Annotated in this window: 17 protein-coding genes; 6 read left to right on the plus strand and 11 right to left on the minus strand. The window is 73.0% G+C overall.

Annotation, left to right across the window (positions count from 1 at the left end):
* Nucleotides 1-37: 37 nt before the first annotated feature.
* Genes ACFVS9_RS14720 through ACFVS9_RS14735 form a run of 4 tightly spaced genes read left to right on the plus strand, consistent with a single transcriptional unit; the run spans nt 38 to nt 4255 of the window.
* Nucleotides 38-481, plus strand: coding sequence for a hypothetical protein (locus ACFVS9_RS14720; RefSeq protein WP_389932262.1), 444 nt, complete (start codon nt 38-40; stop codon nt 479-481).
* Nucleotides 478-2733: a LamG-like jellyroll fold domain-containing protein gene (locus ACFVS9_RS14725; RefSeq protein WP_389932265.1), complete on the plus strand. Its 2256-nt coding sequence runs from the start codon at nt 478-480 to the stop codon at nt 2731-2733. Before ACFVS9_RS14720 ends, ACFVS9_RS14725 begins: the two co-directional genes overlap by 4 nt.
* Entirely contained in the window at nt 2730-3431 is a 702-nt protein-coding gene (locus tag ACFVS9_RS14730) for a hypothetical protein (RefSeq protein ID WP_389932268.1), read from the plus strand. Before ACFVS9_RS14725 ends, ACFVS9_RS14730 begins: the two co-directional genes overlap by 4 nt.
* The gene (locus ACFVS9_RS14735) at nt 3428-4255 is read left to right on the plus strand and encodes a glycosyltransferase family 2 protein (protein WP_389932271.1); all 828 of its coding nucleotides are present in this window, start codon (nt 3428-3430) and stop codon (nt 4253-4255) included. The genes ACFVS9_RS14730 and ACFVS9_RS14735 overlap by 4 nt, the downstream gene beginning before the upstream one ends.
* A gap of 4 nt (nt 4256-4259) precedes the next feature.
* On the opposite strand, the gene ACFVS9_RS14740 is transcribed toward ACFVS9_RS14735, so the two are convergent.
* Nucleotides 4260-5420 (minus strand): glycosyltransferase, encoded by a 1161-nt coding sequence (locus tag ACFVS9_RS14740; RefSeq protein WP_383115790.1) that lies wholly within the window; start codon nt 5418-5420, stop codon nt 4260-4262.
* A 106-nt stretch (nt 5421-5526) separates the two neighbouring features.
* Between ACFVS9_RS14740 and ACFVS9_RS14745 the strand changes: the two genes are divergently transcribed.
* Nucleotides 5527-7059 (plus strand): hypothetical protein, encoded by a 1533-nt coding sequence (locus ACFVS9_RS14745; protein WP_389932274.1) that lies wholly within the window; start codon nt 5527-5529, stop codon nt 7057-7059.
* Here the strand turns inward: ACFVS9_RS14745 and ACFVS9_RS14750 are convergent.
* The 3 genes from ACFVS9_RS14750 to ACFVS9_RS14760 are packed head-to-tail and all read right to left on the minus strand — an operon-like array spanning nt 7028 to nt 11237.
* Nucleotides 7028-8269, minus strand: coding sequence for a hypothetical protein (locus ACFVS9_RS14750; protein ID WP_389932277.1), 1242 nt, complete (start codon nt 8267-8269; stop codon nt 7028-7030). The two genes, ACFVS9_RS14745 and ACFVS9_RS14750, sit on opposite strands and share 32 nt — an antisense overlap.
* Nucleotides 8266-9948 carry a lipopolysaccharide biosynthesis protein gene (locus ACFVS9_RS14755; RefSeq protein ID WP_389932280.1) on the minus strand — a complete coding sequence of 561 codons (1683 nt, stop codon included), beginning with the start codon at nt 9946-9948 and terminating at the stop codon, nt 8266-8268. Before ACFVS9_RS14755 ends, ACFVS9_RS14750 begins: the two co-directional genes overlap by 4 nt.
* The gene (locus ACFVS9_RS14760) at nt 9945-11237 is read right to left on the minus strand and encodes a glycosyltransferase (protein WP_383115786.1); all 1293 of its coding nucleotides are present in this window, start codon (nt 11235-11237) and stop codon (nt 9945-9947) included. The genes ACFVS9_RS14755 and ACFVS9_RS14760 overlap by 4 nt, the downstream gene beginning before the upstream one ends.
* Nucleotides 11238-11355: 118 nt before the next feature.
* Here ACFVS9_RS14760 and ACFVS9_RS14765 point away from each other — a divergent pair, with 118 nt between their 5' ends.
* Complete coding sequence (locus ACFVS9_RS14765; protein WP_383115785.1) at nt 11356-11805, plus strand: adenylyltransferase/cytidyltransferase family protein; 450 nt, start codon at nt 11356-11358, stop codon at nt 11803-11805.
* On the opposite strand, the gene ACFVS9_RS14770 is transcribed toward ACFVS9_RS14765, so the two are convergent.
* From ACFVS9_RS14770 to ACFVS9_RS14800, 7 genes are all read right to left on the minus strand, one after another.
* Nucleotides 11774-12505, minus strand: coding sequence for a CDP-alcohol phosphatidyltransferase family protein (locus ACFVS9_RS14770; protein WP_389932283.1), 732 nt, complete (start codon nt 12503-12505; stop codon nt 11774-11776). The genes ACFVS9_RS14765 and ACFVS9_RS14770 overlap by 32 nt on opposite strands.
* Nucleotides 12506-12758: 253 nt before the next feature.
* Nucleotides 12759-13160, minus strand: a complete 402-nt coding sequence (gene mnhG / locus ACFVS9_RS14775; protein ID WP_383115783.1) for a monovalent cation/H(+) antiporter subunit G — start codon at nt 13158-13160, stop codon at nt 12759-12761.
* Entirely contained in the window at nt 13157-13480 is a 324-nt protein-coding gene (locus ACFVS9_RS14780) for a monovalent cation/H+ antiporter complex subunit F (protein WP_383115782.1), read from the minus strand. The genes mnhG and ACFVS9_RS14780 overlap by 4 nt, the downstream gene beginning before the upstream one ends.
* Complete coding sequence (locus ACFVS9_RS14785) at nt 13477-14109, minus strand: Na+/H+ antiporter subunit E (RefSeq protein WP_383115781.1); 633 nt, start codon at nt 14107-14109, stop codon at nt 13477-13479. The genes ACFVS9_RS14780 and ACFVS9_RS14785 overlap by 4 nt, the downstream gene beginning before the upstream one ends.
* Complete coding sequence (locus tag ACFVS9_RS14790; protein ID WP_383115780.1) at nt 14106-15755, minus strand: Na+/H+ antiporter subunit D; 1650 nt, start codon at nt 15753-15755, stop codon at nt 14106-14108. Before ACFVS9_RS14790 ends, ACFVS9_RS14785 begins: the two co-directional genes overlap by 4 nt.
* Nucleotides 15752-16348 carry a Na(+)/H(+) antiporter subunit C gene (locus ACFVS9_RS14795; RefSeq protein ID WP_383115779.1) on the minus strand — a complete coding sequence of 199 codons (597 nt, stop codon included), beginning with the start codon at nt 16346-16348 and terminating at the stop codon, nt 15752-15754. The genes ACFVS9_RS14790 and ACFVS9_RS14795 overlap by 4 nt, the downstream gene beginning before the upstream one ends.
* Nucleotides 16345-19248, minus strand: a complete 2904-nt coding sequence (locus tag ACFVS9_RS14800) for a Na+/H+ antiporter subunit A (protein ID WP_389932288.1) — start codon at nt 19246-19248, stop codon at nt 16345-16347. Before ACFVS9_RS14800 ends, ACFVS9_RS14795 begins: the two co-directional genes overlap by 4 nt.
* Nucleotides 19249-19852: the final 604 nt, after the last annotated feature.

Consider the following 19852-nt stretch of genomic DNA (forward strand, 5'->3'; position numbering starts at 1 on the left):
GAGGCCCGGGCGCGGCCGGGCGGGGGTGTGCGCCCCGGTGCCCGCCCCGGCCGCCGGCGCGCCCGGCCCCGCCCCGGCCTGCCGCACCGGACCGGGCCGCCCCCGCTCCACCCGGCCGGCCGCTCCGGCCGGCCGGGTGCCGGGCGGCGCGCGGCCCGCCTCCCGTACCCCGCCGGAGCGCACGGCGGGTCCGGCCGACAGCCACAGCAGCGTGCCGGCCACCGGCGCGCGGACCGGGTCGGCGGTCACCCATGACACCCGGCGGGCGCTCTCCACGTCCGTGCCGGGGACCATCACCGGCGCGTCCCCGGTCTCCCCCGGTCACCCGGCGGAACCGGACGCGTCCGCACCGGGCGGGGCCCTCGGCCCCGTCTCCTCACTCGCCCTGACCAGCAGCGGGACGGACCGTCTCCGCGTCCGGTCGGGCGAGGCAACCGCGGCCCGCGGGCCGCAGCTCTTCCTCACCTTCGGAGATGAATGATGAACGCAAGCACGGGGCGGAGACCTGGGGGGAGCGGCCGTGTGCGGGCCGCGTCCGCCGCACTCTGCCTGTTCGCCGGAGCCCTGACCGCGACAGCGGCCGGGGCCTCCCCGGCGGGGGCCCTGACGCCGCCGGTCTCCATCACCGCGGACAACCTGACCACGTGGCAGACCAACGGCATCGTCTGGTCCATGGCCGCGGCGGACGGCGTCGTCTACGCGGGCGGCACCTTCTCCACCATCCGCCCGCCGGGGGCGGCGGCGGGCACCTCGGAGCAGTCCGCGGTCAACTTCGCGGCGTTCGACACCGCGACGGGCGCGCCGACGGGGTGCAGCCTGTCGTTCACGCTGTCCTCGGGGACGGCGACGGTGCGTGCCCTCGCGCTCTCCCCGGACGGCACGACGCTGTACGCCGGGGGGCAGTTCGGCTCGGTCAACGGGGTGGGCGTCAGCAACATCGTGGCCGTCGACACCGCGACCTGCACTCCTCGCCAGAACTTCAAGATCTCCGTCTCGGCGACGGTACGGGCCCTGGACGTCACCGCGGACACCGTCTACCTGGCCGGTGACTTCAACAGCGTCGGCGGGCAGACGAGGAACAAGTTCGCCGCGGTCACCACGAGCGCGGGCCTGCTGCCGTGGACGGCCGACGCCGACGAGGTGGCACGGGCCGTGCAGGTGACACCGGACGGGCGGCACGTGGCCCTCGGCGGTGACTTCTTCACCGTCAACGGCACCTCGTCGCACGCCCTGGCCGTGGTCGACGCCACCACGGGGGCGGTCACCAAGAGCTACCCGGGGTTCATCCCCAACACCTCGACGGTGCAGGACCTCACGACGGACGCGACCGGGCTCTACACCGCCAACGAGGGTACCGGCGGCGGTGTGTTCGACGGCCGGATCGCGATCGACCTCGACGACTACCAGCAGCGCTGGCGGGACACCTGCCTGGGCGCCACCCAGGCCGTCCTGGTCCACTCGGGCGTGCTGTACAGCGGGAGCCACGCCCACGACTGCGCCAGCATGGGCGGATTCCCCGACCAGCCGCGCAAGCACCTGCTGGCCCAGTCCGTCGACGACCCGGCGCTGCTGCCGTGGTTCCCCGACACGAACGACGGCATCGGTGAACCGGTGGGGCCGCGGGTGATGACGCAGACCGACAAGGGCGGCCACCACTACCTGTGGGTCGGCGGGGAGTTCACCACCGTCAACGGCTCCGGCCAGCAGGGGCTGACCCGGTTCGCCGACGGTCCGGACACCGGGGCGCCCTGGGTGCCCAACGTCAGTCTCTCCACGGTCGCCCCGGGGCGGATCGACGTCAACTGGCAGACCAGCTTCGACACCGACGACGGGGTGCTGACCTACCGGATCTACAAGGACGGCGCGGCGACTCCCGTGCACACGGTGACGGGCTACTCGGTCTTCTGGAACCGTCCGCAGCTGAAGTGGACGGACACCGACGTCGCGGTCGGCGAGACGCACTCGTACCGCGTCACCGCGAGCGACGGCACCAACACCAGCGCCAAGTCGCCCGCGCAGTCGGCCACCGTGGCCGCCTCGACGCAGGGCTACCCGGCACGGGTGCTGTCCGACGGCGCCTCCCTCTACTGGCGTTACGACGAGGGCACCTCGACCTTCGCGGCGGACACCACGAGCGGGCTGGACAACGGTTTCCTGCGGAACGCGCCGTCCTACCGGCAGACCCCGGCCGCCATCGCGGGCGACTCGACCGCCATCGGGTTCGACGGCGCCGGCCAGTACGCGTACAGCAACAAGCTGCACGCCTCGCCCACCCGTTTCTCCGTGGAGACCTGGATCAGGACGACCACGACCCGGGGCGGCAAGGTGATCGGGTTCGGCAACCTGACCATGCAGAACAGCAGCCGCTACGACAAGCAGGTCTACATGGCGAACAACGGGCGCCTGGTCTTCGGCATCTACAGCGGCGGCTACCGCACGGTGACCACCACGGGGGCCTACAACGACGGCAACTGGCACCACGTCGTCGCCACCCAGGGCACCGGCGGCATGGCGCTGTACGTGGACGGACAGCTCCGGGCCTCCAGCATCCTCTACACCACCAGCGAGAACTACCCCGGTTACTGGCGGGTCGGCGGGGACAACCTCAACAGCTGGCCGAACCGCCCGACCAGCAACTTCTTCGCCGGTCTCATCGACGAGACCGCCGTCTACCCGACCGCGCTGAGCGCATCCCAGGTCAGCGCCCACTACGCCCTGAGGACGGGTGCATGAGACATCCGTTCCTGGCCGGTGCCGCCGTCGCCCTCGCGACGGCGGTGCTGGCCGCCTGCGGCTCGTCCGCCGGGTCCGGCGACGGGGGCGGGGAGGCCGCGGCGGGCAGCGCACCGTCCGCCGCGGCCTCCCCCACGCTCCCCGTGGCCGGGCCGGCGGCCGGCACCCCGGCCCCGCAGCCCCGGAAGTCCGACGCCGGCCCTGAGGCGCCTGCCGGGGACATCACCCCGGCCACCGGGTCCCTCACGAAGAAGCAGGAGGAGTACCTGACCGGCCGCGTGCCCAAGGGGATGGACCCGGCCGCGGTGCTCCAGACCGGGCAGGAGACCTGCGACAGGCTCCGGTACCTGGTGAAGGCCGACCGGGACATCGCCGTCGGGTCGATCGTCTCCGGCGAGATCACGAACGCCGGCCCGGCCGTCACCCACCTCTGCCCCCAGCACCAGGACCTCCTCGACGAGGCGTCGCTCGGTTACGCCGACGGCACCTACGAGGGCGCGGAGATCAGGCCGGGCCGGTACCGGGCCGTCTCCCCCACCACGACGTGCGGCTGGCGGCTCACCGGGGCCGGCGGCAAGGAGCTCGGCTCCGGCTCCCCGGCCGCGGGAGAGCGGGTGGAGATCACCGTCCCGGAGTCCGCCCGCACCTTCACCTCCACAGGCTGCTACGCCTGGCTGCCCCGAGGGGAGAACCGATGAACAAGCTGCCCATCGCCGTCGCCATCCCGACGAAGAACGAGGGGCTGAACATCGCCGAGGCGGTGAAGTCGGTCCTGGGCCACTTCGAGGCGGTCGTCGTGGTGGACTCCCACAGCACCGACGGCACGGCGAGGACGGCGCGGGAGTGCGGGGCCGAGGTCGTCACGTACACCTGGGACGGCGGGCATCCGCGCAAGAAGCAGTGGTGTCTGGAGAACGTCCGCACCGACCTGGACTGGATCCTGCTGCTCGACGGCGACGAGCGGCTCAGCCCGGGACTGCTGGCGGAACTGCGCGGGATCTTCGCCGACCCGGACAGCCGGAAGCCGGCCGCGTACGACATACCGCTGGGCTACTGGTTCTCGGGGAAGCGGCTGCGGCACGGCTACACCATCCGCAAGCGGTCCCTGACCGACCGGACCCGGTGCGCCTACCCGGAGGTCGGCGATCTGGCGGCGCCCGGGATCGGGGAGGTCGAGGGGCACTACCAGCCGCTCGCGGCGACGGCCGGGACACTGCGCAACCCCATCGAGCACCAGGATCTGGACCCCGTGACCGCCTGGTTCGAGCGGCACAACCGCTACTCGGACTGGGAGGCGTGGCTGGAGCACCACCCGGAGGTCAAGGAGCAGGTGCGGAAGGTGAAGTCCCGTCAGGGGCAGCTCTTCCACAAGGCACCGTTCAAGCCGCTGGTGTCCTTCGCCTACATGTACGTCTACCGGCGGGGCTTCCTCGACGGGCGGGCGGGACTGGACTTCGCGCTCGCCATGAGCTTCTACCGCTGGCAGATCGCACTGAAGTCCCGCGAGGGCAAGACCGGTTGAGCCGTCACACGCTCCGGCGGACCACGTCCTCGTAGGTCTGCCGGAGGGTGGCGGACACGGCCTCGATGGTGAACTGGTCGTTGACCAGCTGCCAGGCGGCCTTGCCCGCCCGCTCCGCGGCCTCCGGCTCCAGCAGCTCCAGGATCGCGTCGGCGACCTTGCGGGCGTTGGCCGCGTCCTCGCCGACCCGGCTGTCGATGACCCGGCCCGCACCGGCCCCCGACACATCGGGGCCCTGCCCGCAGGTGCGGGTGATGACGACCGGGGTGCCGACCGACATCGCCTCCAGGACCGAGACCGGGAACGGCTCCTCGATCGCCGGCAGCACGTACACGTCGGCCTCGCGTCCGGCGGCGATGACCTCGTCGTGCTCCAGCGGGCCCACATGGTCGAGCGAGTCCGTGACACCGAGCTTCCGGGCGAGGGCCAGGGTGCCGGCCAGCGCGCCGGTGTCCGGGCCGGCCAGCACGAAGCGGGCCTCCGGGTGGCGGGCGAGGACGTGCGGCATCGCGGCGATGAAGTCCTCGGGCCGCTTGCGCTCCTGGATGCGGGCGAGGTACAGCACAGTCGGCGGGCGGCCGGGGTCGCGGGCGGGCTTGCGCTCCTGCGGGCGGACGCCGTTGACCAGCCGTACGGTACGGGTGAGCGGTACGGGAGCCGCGACGGCGTTCACGTCGACCCGCTCCATCTCGGTGAGGTGCAGGACGGCGCCGGCCTCGCGCAGCACCTTGCGGACCCCGAGGACGTCGGTGAGCTGGGCGGCCTTCTTCTCGGTGGGGTCGATCATGCCGTGGGTCTGGACGACCAGGGGTGTACGGGTCGCGAGGGCGAGGAGCGCCGTCGGCAGAGTCACCAGGTCCCGCATCAGATGGACGTGCACGAGGTCGGCACCGCGCATCATGCGGCGTGCGGTGCGCAGCAGCGCGGCGGAGGTGATGCCGCTGACCTCGAACATCGGGAGCAGATGGCGTGCCTGGAAGAGGCGGACGGGAACTCCCTCGACGTGGCCGGGCAGTTCGTCCCCGGGAAAGCCGTCGCCGAGCGCGATGACGCGGGCGTCGTCGCCGTTCGCCCGCTGGACCTTGGAGAGGTTGAGCGCCACCCGGGTAGGCCCGCCGAACGCATGGTCCGGAGTGTGGAGTGTGACGACATGCAGGATCTTCACCGGAGTCCCCCTCGGCTGCGGCCAATAATTCACAGGGTAGTCATCGCGCCCCCTCAAGTGGGCTGATTCGTTAAGGTGTTCAGCGGTCCACAGATCCCGGGGGGGGGTGACGTCGGTGCACACGTCGACGCAGGAGCCGACCGCCCGCGCGGGCGTGCCTCCGGAGTCCGCACGGGCGCGGGACGGCGTGCCCGAGCCGCCGATCGCCTGGTCGATGCTGTCGCGGGCCCTGTCGGTGCCGCTCGTCCTCGGCCTGGTGTGCTTCCTCCCCGCGGTGATCGCGGCCCAGCCCGGCAGCGGGGTCCGGGACACCGCGTACTGGCTCCAGCTGGTGCTGACCTGTTATGCGGGGGCCAGGCTGGCGACGATGATCCTCTCCACCCGGCGGCGTTTGCTCCAGGGCGTGTTCTGGATGTTCGTGTACATCGCGATGGGCGTGGCGCCGTTCGCCCAGGTGGTGATCGGGCAGACGCCGACGCCGATGGTGGGACCGCGCCAGGACCTGATCACGGCCACCGCGATGGTCCTGGTGGGGTGTGCCGCCTACGACCTGGGCGCACTGCTGGCGTCGCGCCGGCCGCTGCGGCGGCGTACGGCCCCCGCGCGCAGCACGGGCGCAGGACCGGCCGTGGCCCATCCGCTGCGGCTGCGGCTGCTGGTGCTGGTGGCGTTCGCGGCGAGCGCGTTCTACGTGATGAAGCTGGGCGGGCCGGCGGTCTTCTTCTCCAGCCGGCAGGAGATCAACGAGACCGTGGTGGCGAGCGGGGTCGTCGCGGAGGGGTCCAACGTGGGCTCGGCGTTCCTCAAGGGTTTCGGCACCGTACCCGTGCTGCTGGCGTTCCTCTTCTTCACCAGGCGCCTGGTGACCTCGCGCCGGGCGAGGCGCTCCCCGTCGACGGCCCTGGTGTGGGTGGCGCTCGCGGCGGTCAACCTGGTGGTGAACAACCCTGTATCGAACGCCCGTTACTGGTTCCTGACGGTACTGATGGCGTTCGTGTTCACCGCGCTCCCCAGCAGTGCGGCGGTCTACCGCACGGTGCTGGCGACGGGGGTGGTGGGGGCGCTGGTGGTGTTCCCGTACGCGGACAAGTTCCGGTACGACGACGGAGCACAGCGGTCCGCGCAGTCCGCCTCGGTCTTCGAGCCGCTGGTGACCAAGGACTACGACCAGATGGTGATGTTCGCCAACACCATCTCGTGGGTCGACACCCGGGAGCACACCTACGGCCGCCAGCTCGCGGGCTCGGCCCTGTTCTTCGTGCCGCGCGCGGTGTGGAGCGGGAAGCCGGAGGACACCGGGGTACGGGTCGGGCAGTGGATGGGGCTGCGGATGACCAACCTCTCGGCCCCGCTGTGGACCGAGTTCTGGGTCGACTTCGGCGCCTCGGGCATGATCGGCGGTCTCGCCCTGATCGGCTACGCGGCGGCCCGCACCGACCGCAGGTACGCGCTGGCCGTCACCCGGGCCGGTCCCGGTCCCGGCAGTGTGCTGGCCATCGCGGCGCCGCTGATCGCCGGGTACACCTTCATCCTGCTGCGCGGCCCGCTGCTCCAGGCGGCGGGGAAGCTCGCGATCGGCGTCCTGTGCCTGATGCTGGTGACCACGTTCAGGGAGCGGAGGGCAGCGCGCCGGCGCTGACGGCCTTCCCGGCCGGGTCCTTGCGGCGCAGCCGGGCGACGCGGGTCCAGGTGGCGGCGGCCTTGCAGAGCGACCCGAGGCACAGCCCCCAGGCGGCCCCGGGGACACCGCCGAGGGCGTAGCCCCCGGCCATGAGGGCGACGGAGGTGAGCGAGAAGACCACCTGGATGCTCAGCGTGGTGCGCGGGTCGAGCATCCGCAGGGCGAGCAGTCCGCAGGTGCCGGCGGCCATCGCCGCGTACTGGCTGCCGGTCGCGGGGAGCAGGGCGGCGGCCGTCGGCCAGGTGTCGCCGAGGAGGCCGCGTCCCGCCCGCTCGGGCAGCAGGGCCAGCACGGTCGCCCAGAGCGCGGCGGTGGCGGCGAGGACGCCGGCGAGGACGGCGGTGGCCCGCACCCGGCGCCGCTCGTCGCCGATGCGGCCGAGGAGCGGCGGGCCGAAGGAGGTGGCGGAGGTGAACAGGACGTTGAGGGGTCCGAACAGGGTGGTCGCCCCGCGCAGGGCGCCGACCAGGAGCGGGTCGGCGACGGCGCCGAGGCCGAGTACGGAGAGCTGGCCGGTCGCGTTGCCGACGCCGAACTCGACGACGAAGCGCTGACCGAGGTGACCGCGCCGCAGCATGGGGCGCAGCAGCAGCGGGGACCCGGCCGTCCGGCGGTGCAGCAGCCCGGCGGACAGGGCGAGGGCGGGCAGCGCCGACAGTCCCCAGACCGCGATCAGCCGGGCGGGGGTCGCCCCGTACTCCTGGTGGGAGAGGGCGGCGAGCACACAGGTGAGCCTCGACAGGTCCGAGATCAGGGCGAGATGAGGCAGCTGGAGGGTGGAGAAGGCGTATCGCAGGGCGTCCTGTCCCAGCACGACGGGCAGGACGGCGCCCAGCACCACCAGGGCGCGGGCGGTGTCGCCCGGGACGAACAGGCAGACGGCGGCGAGCAGTGCGCCGAGGGCGGCCGACGCCCCGGCGGTGAACACGACGGCCGAGCGGCAGGCGCCCCGGACGTCCTCGCCCGCCCCCCGCCGCAGGACGAGCGGCTGGCCGGTGTACGCGCCGGCGACGCCCAGCAGCACCGTGAAGACGAGGTAGACGGCGGAGAAGCGGGCGAAGTCGGCGACGGTGGAGAGCCGTGCGGCGGCCACGAGCACCAGGATGTTGGTGAGCGCGGCCACGCCCTGGTCCGCGACCGAGCAGAGGATCGCGGTGCGGGCTCTCACCGGCGCGCCCCCGGCAGGGTGACGGAGCGCAGCCCCATGGTCTCGTCGGGGTTGCGGGTGAGCTCCGGCGCGTCCGCTTCGAGGGCCGGGCCGCCCGGTCCGCCGCGGCGCCGCCCGGCCCCGTGCCGGCGCTCCGCACGGCCGCGGCGGCCCCGGGCGCTGTGGAGCAGGGCGCCGAGGACCGATCCGCCGGAGGCCCCGATGATCTCGCGGATGCGTTCCAGGTCGCTGCGGTGCACCTCGCGGGGGTCGCAGACGATCATGACGCCCTCGACCCGGTCGACGAGGGCGACCGCGTCGGCGTACGAGAGCACGGGTGGGGCGAGGACGATGACCACGGCGCCGGGGCGGTCGGCCTCGGCCACGATCCGCCCGACGGACGCGGAGGTCAGTGCGCGCGGCACGTTGTCCGCGGGGGTCCCCGCCACCAGGGCGAACGCCCCCGAGCCCGGCACGTCCACGTTGGACCGGCCGCCCGCCGGCCAGGTGCGGTCGCGCTCGTCCGCGGCCCAGCGCGGCGGCCTGACCTCGTGGGCCGCGGGTCCCAGGTCGCGGGCGAGGGACGGGGTGCGCAGGTCGGCCTCCACGAGCAGCACGTCGCGGCCCATCTCGGCGAAGGCGGCGGCCAGGTTGACCGCGGCGGCGGCCGCGGCGGCGTTGTCCCCGCGCGGGGCGGTGACCAGGAGCCGTCGTCTCTCGGCGAACGAGGGGTCGTAGGCCAGCCGGAAGGCCACCGCGCGGTACTCCTCGGCGAGCCGCGAACCGCTGCGGCCGATCGCGAGCAGGCTGCCCGCCGCCCCGCGTTCCCTGGGCAGCGTGCCGAGCAGCGGGGCCCCGAGGGAGCGGACGAGCTCGCGGGGGGAGCGTACGGCGGGGTCGAAGACGAGCCGTACCCAGGACAGCAGCAGCCCGAGGGCGAGGCCGACCACCGCGCCCAGTCCGAGGAGCAGCGGCAGGCCGGCTCCGGCGGGTCGGGTGGGGGCGACGGGCTTCTTGTTGAGGTAGCCCGGGGTGGTGTCGAGCGCCTTGAGCTCGGAGATCTTCCGGCTCAGCTCGGAGATGGAGACGATGATGTTGGCGCGGGCGCTGCTGACGTCGTCCGCGGCGCCGACCCCGGTCCGCTCCTCCAGCAGGTCGCGCTTCTCCTCCAGGGGCGCGAGCTGGGCGCGGTAGCCGTTCGCCATGTTCTCGATGCTTTCCTCGGTACGCGCCTTGCGGTGCGCCAGATAGGCGTTGGCCAGGGCTTCGGCACGGTCCCTGGCCTGCTCGGGCGTGGCACCGGTGTAGGAGAAGCGGAGGGTGAGGGTGTTGGGCGGGTTGGTGACCTGGAGGCCCGCGAGCAGGGTGCGGGAGGTGACGTCGTCGCCCTTCTTGAGCAGGGTTCCCGCGGCGAGGTCGCCGACGGTGTCGCTGACCGCGGTCTGCCGTTCCGAACCGATGTTGATGCCCTTGTCGGCGGAGGCTCCGGTGGCGAACGGGTCGGCGGTCGCGGAGCGCACCTGCACCTCGCCGGTGGCCGCGTAGGTGTCGTCGCCGCTGAGGGCCAGGAATCCACCGCCGATCAGGCCCGCGACAACGCCTGCGGCGAGCAGGGCGCGGTAGCGCAGGAGCTGGCGGAACTGGTCGCGCAGCAGCGCCGGTTCGTCCTGGTCGTCGGGCGGACGGATCTGGTGCGTCATCGGCGTGCTCCCCCTCGTGTGTCCCCGGTCCGGCCGGCCCCGGCGTGTGCGTCCCCGAGTGCCTCGGCGAGCAGGGCGTCGAAGCGGGCGAGGCCGGCCTCCCTGCTCAGGTGCTGTGCGACGTAGCGCGGACCGTGCGCGCCCAGTGCGTCGGCCGCCGCGGGGTCGGCGCCCAGCCGGCGTACGGCGGCCAGGAGCGCGCCCGGGTCCTCGGGGGCCACGAGGACTCCCGCGCCCGAGCGGCGCACCTCCTCGGCGGTGCCCCCCGAGTCGGCCACGGAGGCGACGACGGGGCGTCCGGTGACGAAGTACGAGGTGAGCTTGGACGGCACGCTCATGTCGAGCACGGAGGCCCGCTGGGTCACGGCGAGCACGTCGGCGGCGGCGAGCACGTCGGTGAAGTCGTCCGCGCCGGCGGGCGGGAGGAAGTCGAGGTTGGGCAGCTCCGCCGCCCGCTCGCGCAGTCCGTCGCGCTGGTTCCCGTCGCCCATCAGGACGACCCGGACGTCGGGGGCCAGCCGTGCCAGGCCGACCAGGACGTCGAGCCCCTGTTTGAGGCCCATGTTCCCCGAGTGCAGCACCACGGGGGTGTCCGCGGCCCAGCCGAGCCGGGCCCGGGTGGCGGCGCGGTCGGCCGAAGGGGGCCTGACATGGGTCCAGTTGGGAACGAGGCGGATGCGCCCGGGGTCGACCCCGAGGGCGGTGACGCCTTCCACGAAGCTCTCGTGGATGACACCGACGAGGGCCGCGCCGCGCAGCGCGTGCCGCTCGGCCCGCGCCGCGACGGCGGCCGCCCGGCCTCCGCCGCGGATGCCGCTCTGCGCGGCGGCGGCTCCCATCAGGTCCTGGACGACGGGTATGTGCGGGACGCGGTGGCGGCGCGCCAGCCGTGCGGCGATCACCCCGCCCGCGAGGCTGGGCATCTGGGAGACCACCGCGTCGGGGCGGCCGGGCGGTGGCGCGAGGATCCCGTGGGCGAGCACGGACGCCTCGAAGACCGCGCGCCGCAGAGCCGTCTGACGGGGCGGCACGTAGTGGCGGCGCCGGTGCACACGCACCCCCTCGCGGCTCTCCACCCTCCGCCACACCCCCCGGTACCGCTCGTCCACGCGCCAGGCGGGGTAGTGCGGCATGCCGGTGAGGACCTCGGTCCTGGCCCCGGACGCCGCCCAGTGCTCGGCGAGCTGGGTGGCGTACGGCCCGATGCCCGTCACCTCGGGGGCGTAGTTGGTGGAGACGACGAGAAGTCTGCGGTTCTCGAACGGCCTCTGGTGCTCAGCAGCGGACAACGGATGATCGCCTTCCCCCCGGAACAGCCTCTCCTTCGAGCTTATCCGTTCACGGGATGCCCAAGTGTTCTTCACAGTAAGGTCGTTGCACCAGTTCCGCCGTGGGGGGAGAGAACGGATGGTGCAGCACAGGGTCGGCTACGCGCCGGGGGTGTACGACCTGTTCCACGTCGGCCACCTGAACATCCTGCGGCACGCCCGCAGCCAGTGCGACTACCTGGTGGCCGGTGTCGTCTCCGACGAGATGGCCGCGCGGGCCAAGGGCCACACACCCGTGATCCCGCTGCCCGAGCGGCTGGAGATCGTCCGCAGCGTGCGGTACGTGGACGCCGCGTTCGTGGAGACCGTTCCGGACAAGGTCGAGACCTGGCAGCAGGTCCGTTTCGACGTCATCTTCAAGGGTGACGACTGGCGGGGCACGGAGAAGGGCGAGCGCCTGGAGCGGGACTTCGCCGCGGTCGGGGTGGAGGTCGTCTACTTCCCGTACACGGTGCACACGTCCAGCACCCAGCTGCGCCGGGCGCTGGACGTGCTCGTCAGCCGGCCCGGAGCGCTCTCAGCTCCCTGAACCACTTGACCAGGAACGCCACCAGGAACACGGCGTGCACGGCGGCGAGCACGGCGTACCCGGCGCGGAAGGCACCGGGTGCGCCGAGCAGTGCGAAGACCAGGCAGAAGATCCCGTAGTCCGCGGGGAGCAGCGCCAGGGCCCTGGTCCGGGACACCGGGGCCGGGGGGCCCGGGGCGTCCGGGCCGGTGCGGGCCGCCGCCCTGCCGAGCTGTTCACGGAGCAGCCCCGCGCAGAAGGTGAGCACGGCGACGAACAGGAAGCCGAGCGGCAGCAGGAGCAGGCCCAACCCGGGCGCGCCGTCGAAGCGCTGGAACGAGACCAGTACGGCGCTGTGGACGAGGACCATCTTCGCGCAGTCCACCACGTGGTCGAGCCACTCGCCGTCCGGCCCGCCGCGCCCGGTCAGCCGGGCGAGCTGCCCGTCCGCCGAGTCGAAGGCGAAGCCGACGGCCAGCCCCGCCCAGACAGCCGCTCCGAGCCACCACGACGGCTCCACGAGCGCGACCGCGGCAATCGTCGCGAAGGTGAACAGTGCGCTTACACAGGTGACTTGATTGGGTGTCAGACCTACTCGGAAGGCACCTGCCGCGAGCAGGCGCCCGGCCGGCCGGTTCACGTACCGCGAGTAGAGCGAGACACCCTTGGACGACTTCTGCGCGCCGCGCAGTTCGCGCAGCACCGTACCCGTTCCCGACATACGCCCCCCAGCGCCCGGTGGTCCCCCGGCGCATCATCGCAGAAACGACGGGCCGGGCGAGGGAATACGGAACGGATCAGGTGCGCCGGGCCGGGCGGCTCCCGTCGTACGGCCGGTGACCGACGCTCCGGCCGGAGCGTCGGTCACCGGGGCGCGGGCTCCTTGCCGGGCCGGGGCGAGACGACCGGGCCCGAGGGGCGCCCCCGGACCGGAGGGGCGCACCGGACCGCTCCGCCGCCGGGGAGGGACGCCCTCAGCTCCGGCCGGGCTCCTCGTCCGTGCCCGGCCGCTCGCCGCTCTCCTGGACCGGCTCGGTGAGCTGCGCGTCCAGGTCGTCGAAGAGCAGTTCGCCTCGCTCGACCTGCCCCGTCCGGTACGCCGACCGGGCCACCAGGTGGGAGGCCACCGGGCCCGTCATCAGCTGGAAGAAGCCGATGAGCGCCAGCGTCGCCAGGTCCATGCCGCTGCGCAGTCTGAGCGCGACCCCGGCGAGCACCAGGAGCAGCCCGAGGGTCTGCGGCTTGGTCGCCGCGTGGCTGCGCGAGAGGACGTCGGACAGCTTCAGCATGCCGATCACCCCGAGGAGGCAGATGGCCGCGCCGAGGAACACCAGTACCGCCCCGGCCGTGTCCGTGACCTGGACCCACACGTTCATCTCCGCCCCTCCTTGCCCGCGGCCCCGCGCCGGGACAGCGGCTTGTCCCGTACGGCGATGAAGCGGGCGATGCCCACCGAACCGGTGAAGCCGAGGAAGGCGAGCACCAGCATGACCGGGAAGTAGAACGGGTCACGGGCGATGGCGGACTTGGCGCCCAGGCCGGCGATGATCACGGCGGCGGCCACGTCGAGGGCGATGGCCCGGTCCAGCATGGAGGGCCCGCGGCTGATCCGGAAGAGCAGCAGCGCGCCCGCCACGACGACGAACACGACGGCGGCGGTCAGCAGCACACGGTCCACGGTCTCGGGGCCGCTCATGCCTCCTCCTCCCCGCCGTCGGACCCGGCGACCGCCGGGGGCGGTCCGGAGACCCGCCTGATCTCGTCGGAGGTGCCGAACGCGCGGACCGTCAGCTCCTCCAGCTTCCAGACGGACGCACGCGCCGCCTCCAGCTCCGCCGGTCTGTCGGCGTCCAGGACGTGCAGGAACAGCGTGGCGGTGGCCCTGCGCACCTCGATGACGGAGCCGCCGGGCACGTTGGACACGGTGACGGCGGTCGCGGCGAGCATCAGGTCGCTGCGGCAGCGCAGGGGTACGCCGATGACGGCGGGCCGGTGCGGGCGGTCGGCGAAGATCTGCCGGGTCACCTTCACTCCCGAGGTGTACATGTCGTAGAGCAGGTAGCCGGCCAGCCGCAGGATGCCCCAGGGGTGCAGCCGCAGCCCCAGATCGACCTGCGGCAGCGGGAACGCCAGGCACACGGCCACCGCGACGACCGCTCCGGTGACGACGTTGGCCCAGCTCAGGCTGGACCACAGCAGGACCCAGATCAGGGTGAGCCAGGCGATCAGCGGCAGGTCGAGCACGCGGCGCCTGCGGCCGGCGAACTGGACGCTGAAGGGGGGTAGTTCGGGGTTGTGGTGCGACAGGGTGATCAGGTGCCTCACGGGCCGAGCACCTCCTTCACATAGGGCGTGCGGGCGATGAGTTCGGCCGCCGAACGGTCGGTGAAGGCCGCCAGCGGACCGGCCAGGACCGTGAAGGCGAGGCTGAACACGACGGCGCCGGCGGTGGCGGCCGTCATGGCCCGGGGCGGGCGGATCGTCGTGGTGACGGCCTGCCCGGCGATGGTGGCGGCCACGGCCCGGCCGGCCGGGGCGGGCCCGACCCCTTCGTCGCCGGTCCCGGGGATGCGGTCGGGTCCCGCGTCGGTGTCGTCGTCGTCGCTGTCGTCGGCGGTCTCCAGGACGGTGCCGTAGGCCGCCTGCCCCGGTGGCTCGGTGCGCCAGAAGGCCAGGTTCCAGATCTTGGCCATCACGTACAGGGTGAGCAGGCTCGTCACCGTCGCGCCCGCGACGAGGATCCAGGCCCAGACGCTGCCGTCCGCGACGCCCGCGCGCATCAGCCCGAGTTTCCCGATGAAGCCGGAGAGCGGCGGGATGCCCGCGAAGTTCATCGCGGGGACGAAGAAGAGGACCGCGAGCAGCGGGGCCGCCCTGGCCAGGCCGCCGAGCCGGGTGAGTTCGTTGGTTCCGCCGCGGCGTTCGATCAGGCCCGCGACGAGGAAGAGGGTCGTCTGGACGGTGATGTGGTGGGCGACGTAGAAGATGGCACCGCCGTACGCGTCACGGGTGGCGAGGCCGATCCCGAAGACCATGTAGCCGATGTGGCTGATCAGGGTGAAGGAGAACAGCCGCTTCAGGTCGGTCTGGGCGACGGCGCCGAGGATGCCCACGATCATCGAGGCGAGGGCGACGGCCATGAGCAGGTCGCCGAGCCGGTTTCCGGGGAAGAGCAGCGTCTCGGTGCGCAGCATGCAGTAGATGCCGACCTTCGTCAGCAGGCCGGCGAAGACGGCGGTGACGGGCGCGGGCGCGGTCGGGTAGGAGTCGGGGAGCCACGCGGCCAGCGGGAAGACGGCGGCCTTGATGGCGAAGACGGTCAGCAGCATGGCCTGGACGAGGGTCTGCACCCCGAGGGGGAGGTCGGGCAGCCGGATCGCGAGCTGGGCGAAGTTCGTCGTGCCGGTGGCGGCGTAGGTCATGGCGATGGCCGTCAGGAACAGCATCGAGGAGAACAGCGAGATGATCACGTACGTGGAGCCGGCCCGGATCCGGGGTCCGGTCCCGCCGAGCGTGAGCAGGACGAAGCTGGCGACCAGCATGATCTCGAAGCCGACGTACAGGTTGACGAGGTCGCCCGCGATGAAGGTGAGGGAGACCCCGGCGACCAGGATGAGGTAGGCGGGGTGGAAGACCGCGACGGGCGTCTCCTTGTCCCGGTCCGCCATGCCCTGGCCCAGCGAGTAGACGAGGACGGCGAGGGTGACGGCCGAGGAGACGGTCAGCATGAGCCCGGACAGCCGGTCGGCGACGAGCGTGATGCCGAGCGGCGGGGCGAAGTCGCCGAGGTGGACGGAGAGGGGGCCCTGACGGTCCGCGGCGATCATCAGGGTGACCGAGAGCCCGAGGACCGCGGTCAGTACGGCGACGCTGATGAAGCGCTGGAAGCGCGCGAGCCGGATGCCGAAGGCGAGGCTCAGTCCGGTGGCGCAGAGCGGCAGCAGGACCGGCAGCGGAACGAGCGCGTTCATCCGGCGGCTCCTCGGTCGTCGTCCCTGTCGTTCTTCACGTAGTCCTCCGGGTCGGCGCCCAGTACGTCGTGCCACAGGTCGCCGCTCGCGTCGCGGCCCCGGGCCTGGAGGGCGCGGTCGGCACGCAGCCTGGCGCGCAGCCGGCGGTGTTCCTGGCGGTAGCGGGCGCGGTCCTTGCGGGTGCGCCCGGGCTCCGCCCGGTACTCCTCGCGGAGTTCGGCCCGCTCCCCCAGCACCTCGGCGCGCAGGAAGATGCGCCGGTCCTCCAGGTCGTCGTGGACCTCGTCCGTGCCGGTGAGCTGGTAGCTGCGGTAGGCCATCGCGAGCAGGAAGGCCGTGGTGGCGAGGGTGATGACGATCGCGGTGAGGGCGATGGCCTGGGGCAGCGGGTCGGTGACCCGGCGCAGCGGCACCCCGTAGAGCAGGGGGGCGGCGCCCGCGGAGCCGGTCGAGGAGAGGACCAGCAGGTTGATGCCGTTGCCCGCGATCACCGCGCCCAGCAGGATGCGGGTGAGCGGCCGGGTGAGCATGAGGATGCCGCCGACCGCGCAGAGGACGACGGCCGTGGCGAGGAGCGAGACGCTCATGGTCATCGGTTCGTCTCCCCCGTCCCGTTCCCGGCGGCGGGGGCCAGTGCGCCCGCCGCCCGTTCGATCTGCCGGTCGACCTTGGCCCCGAGGGCCCGCACGATGTCGAGGACCACGCCGAGTACCAGCAGGTAGACACCGAAGTCGAAGAGGACCGAGGTGCTCAGGTGGTAGTCGCCGAACAGGGGCAGGTGCCCGTGGTAGGTCCAGGCGTGCAGGACGGTCCCGTCGGCGAGTCCGCCCAGGGCGACCGCGGTGGACACGAACAGTCCGAGCCCGGTGAAGAGGCCCGGCTGGAGCGGCGCGGCCTCGGCGAGCTCGAATCTGCCGCCCGCCAGGTAGCGGGTGATGAGGGCGAGTCCCGCGACGAGTCCGGCGACGAAGCCGCCGCCCGGCATGTTCTCCGCGCAGAACAGCAGGTACAGGGAGAGCACCAGGATGGGATGGAAGAGCAGCCGGCCCACCACCTCGAAGACGACGGAACGGTGTTCGGGCGCGAGGGTGGACCCGGCGGCCAGCCAGCTGCGTTCGGGCGCGGTGTCGTCACCGTGCGGCAGGCCGGTGAGCCGCTGCCCGGACAGGGCCCAGGCGGTCTCTCCCCGCAGTTCCTCCCGGTCCATGGACTTCTCGCCGCGGCGGTGCAGGTAGATGAGGCTGGTCACCCCGATCGCCGCCGCCGCGAGCACGGCGGACTCGCCCATCGTGTCCCAGGCCCGCAGGTCGACCAGGATGGTGGCCACGACGTCCTTGAGACCGTGATGGGCGACCTCCTCGACCATCGCGGCGCCCGCGGGTTCGGCGACGCGCGCGGCGCCCGCCGCCCAGACCGCCACGCCGACCGTCGCCGCGGCGGCCAGCGCGACCGGGATGCGCAGGGCCCGTCGCCAGGTGCCGATCGACTCCTCGAAGCGCACCGGCAGCCGGCGCAGGACCAGCACGAACACGATCATCGACACGGTCTCCACGCAGAACTGGGTGAGCGCCAGGTCGGGGGCGCCCTGCACGACGAAGAGGAGTGCCGCCCCGTACCCGGTGAGACCCGCCAGGACGACGGCCTTCATCCGGCGGCTGACGGTCAGGCAGGACAGGGCGGCGGCGCAGGTGAGCACGGCCACCGCGCCCTGGAGCGGGACGTCCCACACCCGGGGTGCGACCGCTCCTTCCCAGGGGCGGTCCGTGACGAGGACCGCGAGCTGGCCGGTGAGCATCACCAGCATGGTGATGGCCAGGTAGCCGGAGAGGGAGCCTCGCTGGACGAAGCCGGTGATCTGGAGGGCGACCCGTTCCAGGCCGAGGAGGAGGTGTCCGAAGACGCTGTCCGCGGTGGGCCAGGCGACGCGCCGGGAGATCCTGGTGACCGTCGCGCGTCCCGCGAAGAGCACGGCGCCACCGGCCCAGGTCAGGGCGGACAGGAGCAGGACCGTGCCGAAGCCGTGCCAGAGCGCGAGGTGGTAGGGGTGCGCGGGGGCGGGGAAGACGTCGGCGTACGCGGCGAACAGGGGGTCGGTCCATCCGATGCCGGGGCCGAGGACCAGCCCGGCGACGGCGAGGACCGCGGGCGGGGCCAAGAGGGCGGCGCCGACGTGGTGGGCGGGGGTGTCGGCGACGCCGCGTTTGCGGGCGAACCCTCCCCATACGAAGCGCAGGGTGTAGGCGACGGTCAGCACCGAGCCGGCCACGGTGACGGCCAGTACCCAGCGGTCGGTGGTGTCGCCGCGCAGCAGCGCGTCGAGGGCGGCCTCCTTGGCGGCGAACCCGAGGAACGGCGGCAGGGCGGCCATGGAGGCCGCCGCGAGCACCGCCACCGCGCAGACGTGGGGCATGGTGCGGCCGAGTCCGGAGAGCACGCGCAGGTCCCGGGTGCCGGTCGCGTGGTCCACGATGCCGGTGACGAGGAACAGCGCGGCCTTGAAGAGGGCGTGCGCCAGGATCATGGCGCACGCGGCGAGGGCGGCGTCGCGGTTCCCCGCCCCGGCGAGGACGGTGAGGAAGCCGAGCTGGCTGACGGTGCCGTAGGCGAGCACGAGCTTGAGGTCGTGGAGGCGCAGGGCGCGCCAGCCTCCGAGGAGCATGGTCGCTCCTCCCAGCACGAGGACGACGGGCCGCCAGACCGGGACGTCGGCGAAGGCGGGGGCGAGCCGTGCCACGAGGTAGACGCCGGCCTTGACCATCGCCGCGGCGTGCAGATAGGCGCTGACGGGGGTGGGAGCGGCCATGGCGTTCGGCAGCCAGAGGCTGAACGGCCAGATCGCCGACTTGGACAGGGCCCCGCACAGGATGAGGACGACGGCCACGGAGACCGCGAGGGTCGCCTCGGGCGGGTGCGCGACGATCGCGGAGATCCGGTAGGTGCCCGCCGCCTGACCGAGGATCAGGAAGCCGACCAGCATGGCCAGACCGCCCAGCGTGGTGACGGTCAGTGCCTGGAGGGCGGACCGGCGGTTCTGCTTGCGCTCGCTGGTGTGCCCGATCAGCAGGTAGGAGAAGACGGTGGTCAGTTCCCAGAACACGTAGAGCGAGATCAGGTCGTCGGCGAGGACGAGGGCGAGCATGGCGCCCGCGAAGGCCAGGAAGTTCCCGGCGAAGGAGGCGAGCCGGGGCGAGTCGTCACCGAAGTAGGACACGCAGTACAGCAGGACGAGCGTGCCCACCCCGGCGGCGAGCAGCACCATCAGCTCGGCGAGCGCGTCCAGGCGCAGGGCGACGGACACGTCGTACGTGCCGATCCACTCCCACGACCAGGTGACGGACCGTCCGGCCGCCGCGCCGCTCCACTCGGTGAACGCCCACACCGTGGTGGCGGCGGGCGGCAGGGCGAGCACGGCGAAGGCGTACCGGCCGAGCCGGCGCACGAGGGGACGGGCGCACGCCGCCAGTGCGAAGTGACAGAGGATGAGTACGATCACGACGGGTGTTCCGGAACAAAGGGCACCGAATACAGATATATCCCCCGGCCCCGTTCACTCGACCGGCGCGCCGCGTGACGCCCGCCCCGCTGGTTCCGGTCCGCGTCGCCGGCGGCCGCCTCTCGTTCCGTAGTGCTCACGGAACGGCGCCTGCCCGGTTCGCCGGTGGTCACACGGGATGACATGCGCCCCTTCCGGCACACCGCCTCCGGGCACGGATGCGGTCCGGAACACCCGGTCGGCGTTCAGGGACAGATGGGCCGGCTCGTCGGGCACCTCGCCGGCCATGCCCCGGACGTCCTCGGTGACGCGCAGCCGGCAGTGCGCCTCGTCACGCACCGTGATGCCGTCGCCCTCGGGCGACCTGTTCACCGGGTGCGGAACCGGCCCACCGGTCACCGTCGTCGCCTCCCTGCGCACGACCCGACTGTCCCCGCACTCCCAGCCTGACTCCGGAGCGCGCACCCCGCTACCCGGGCACGACGGACGCCCCCGGCAGGACCGGGCAGGTGCCGTTCCGTGGGCACCACGGGACGAGAGGCGGTCGCCGGTGAACGGCCCTCCTCGCACAGCGACCGCCCCGGGAGTGGTCCTCACCGGCGGT

The sequence above is a fragment of the Streptomyces sp. NPDC058008 genome (genome assembly GCF_042886395.1).
In the GTDB taxonomy this organism is placed as follows: domain Bacteria; phylum Actinomycetota; class Actinomycetes; order Streptomycetales; family Streptomycetaceae; genus Streptomyces.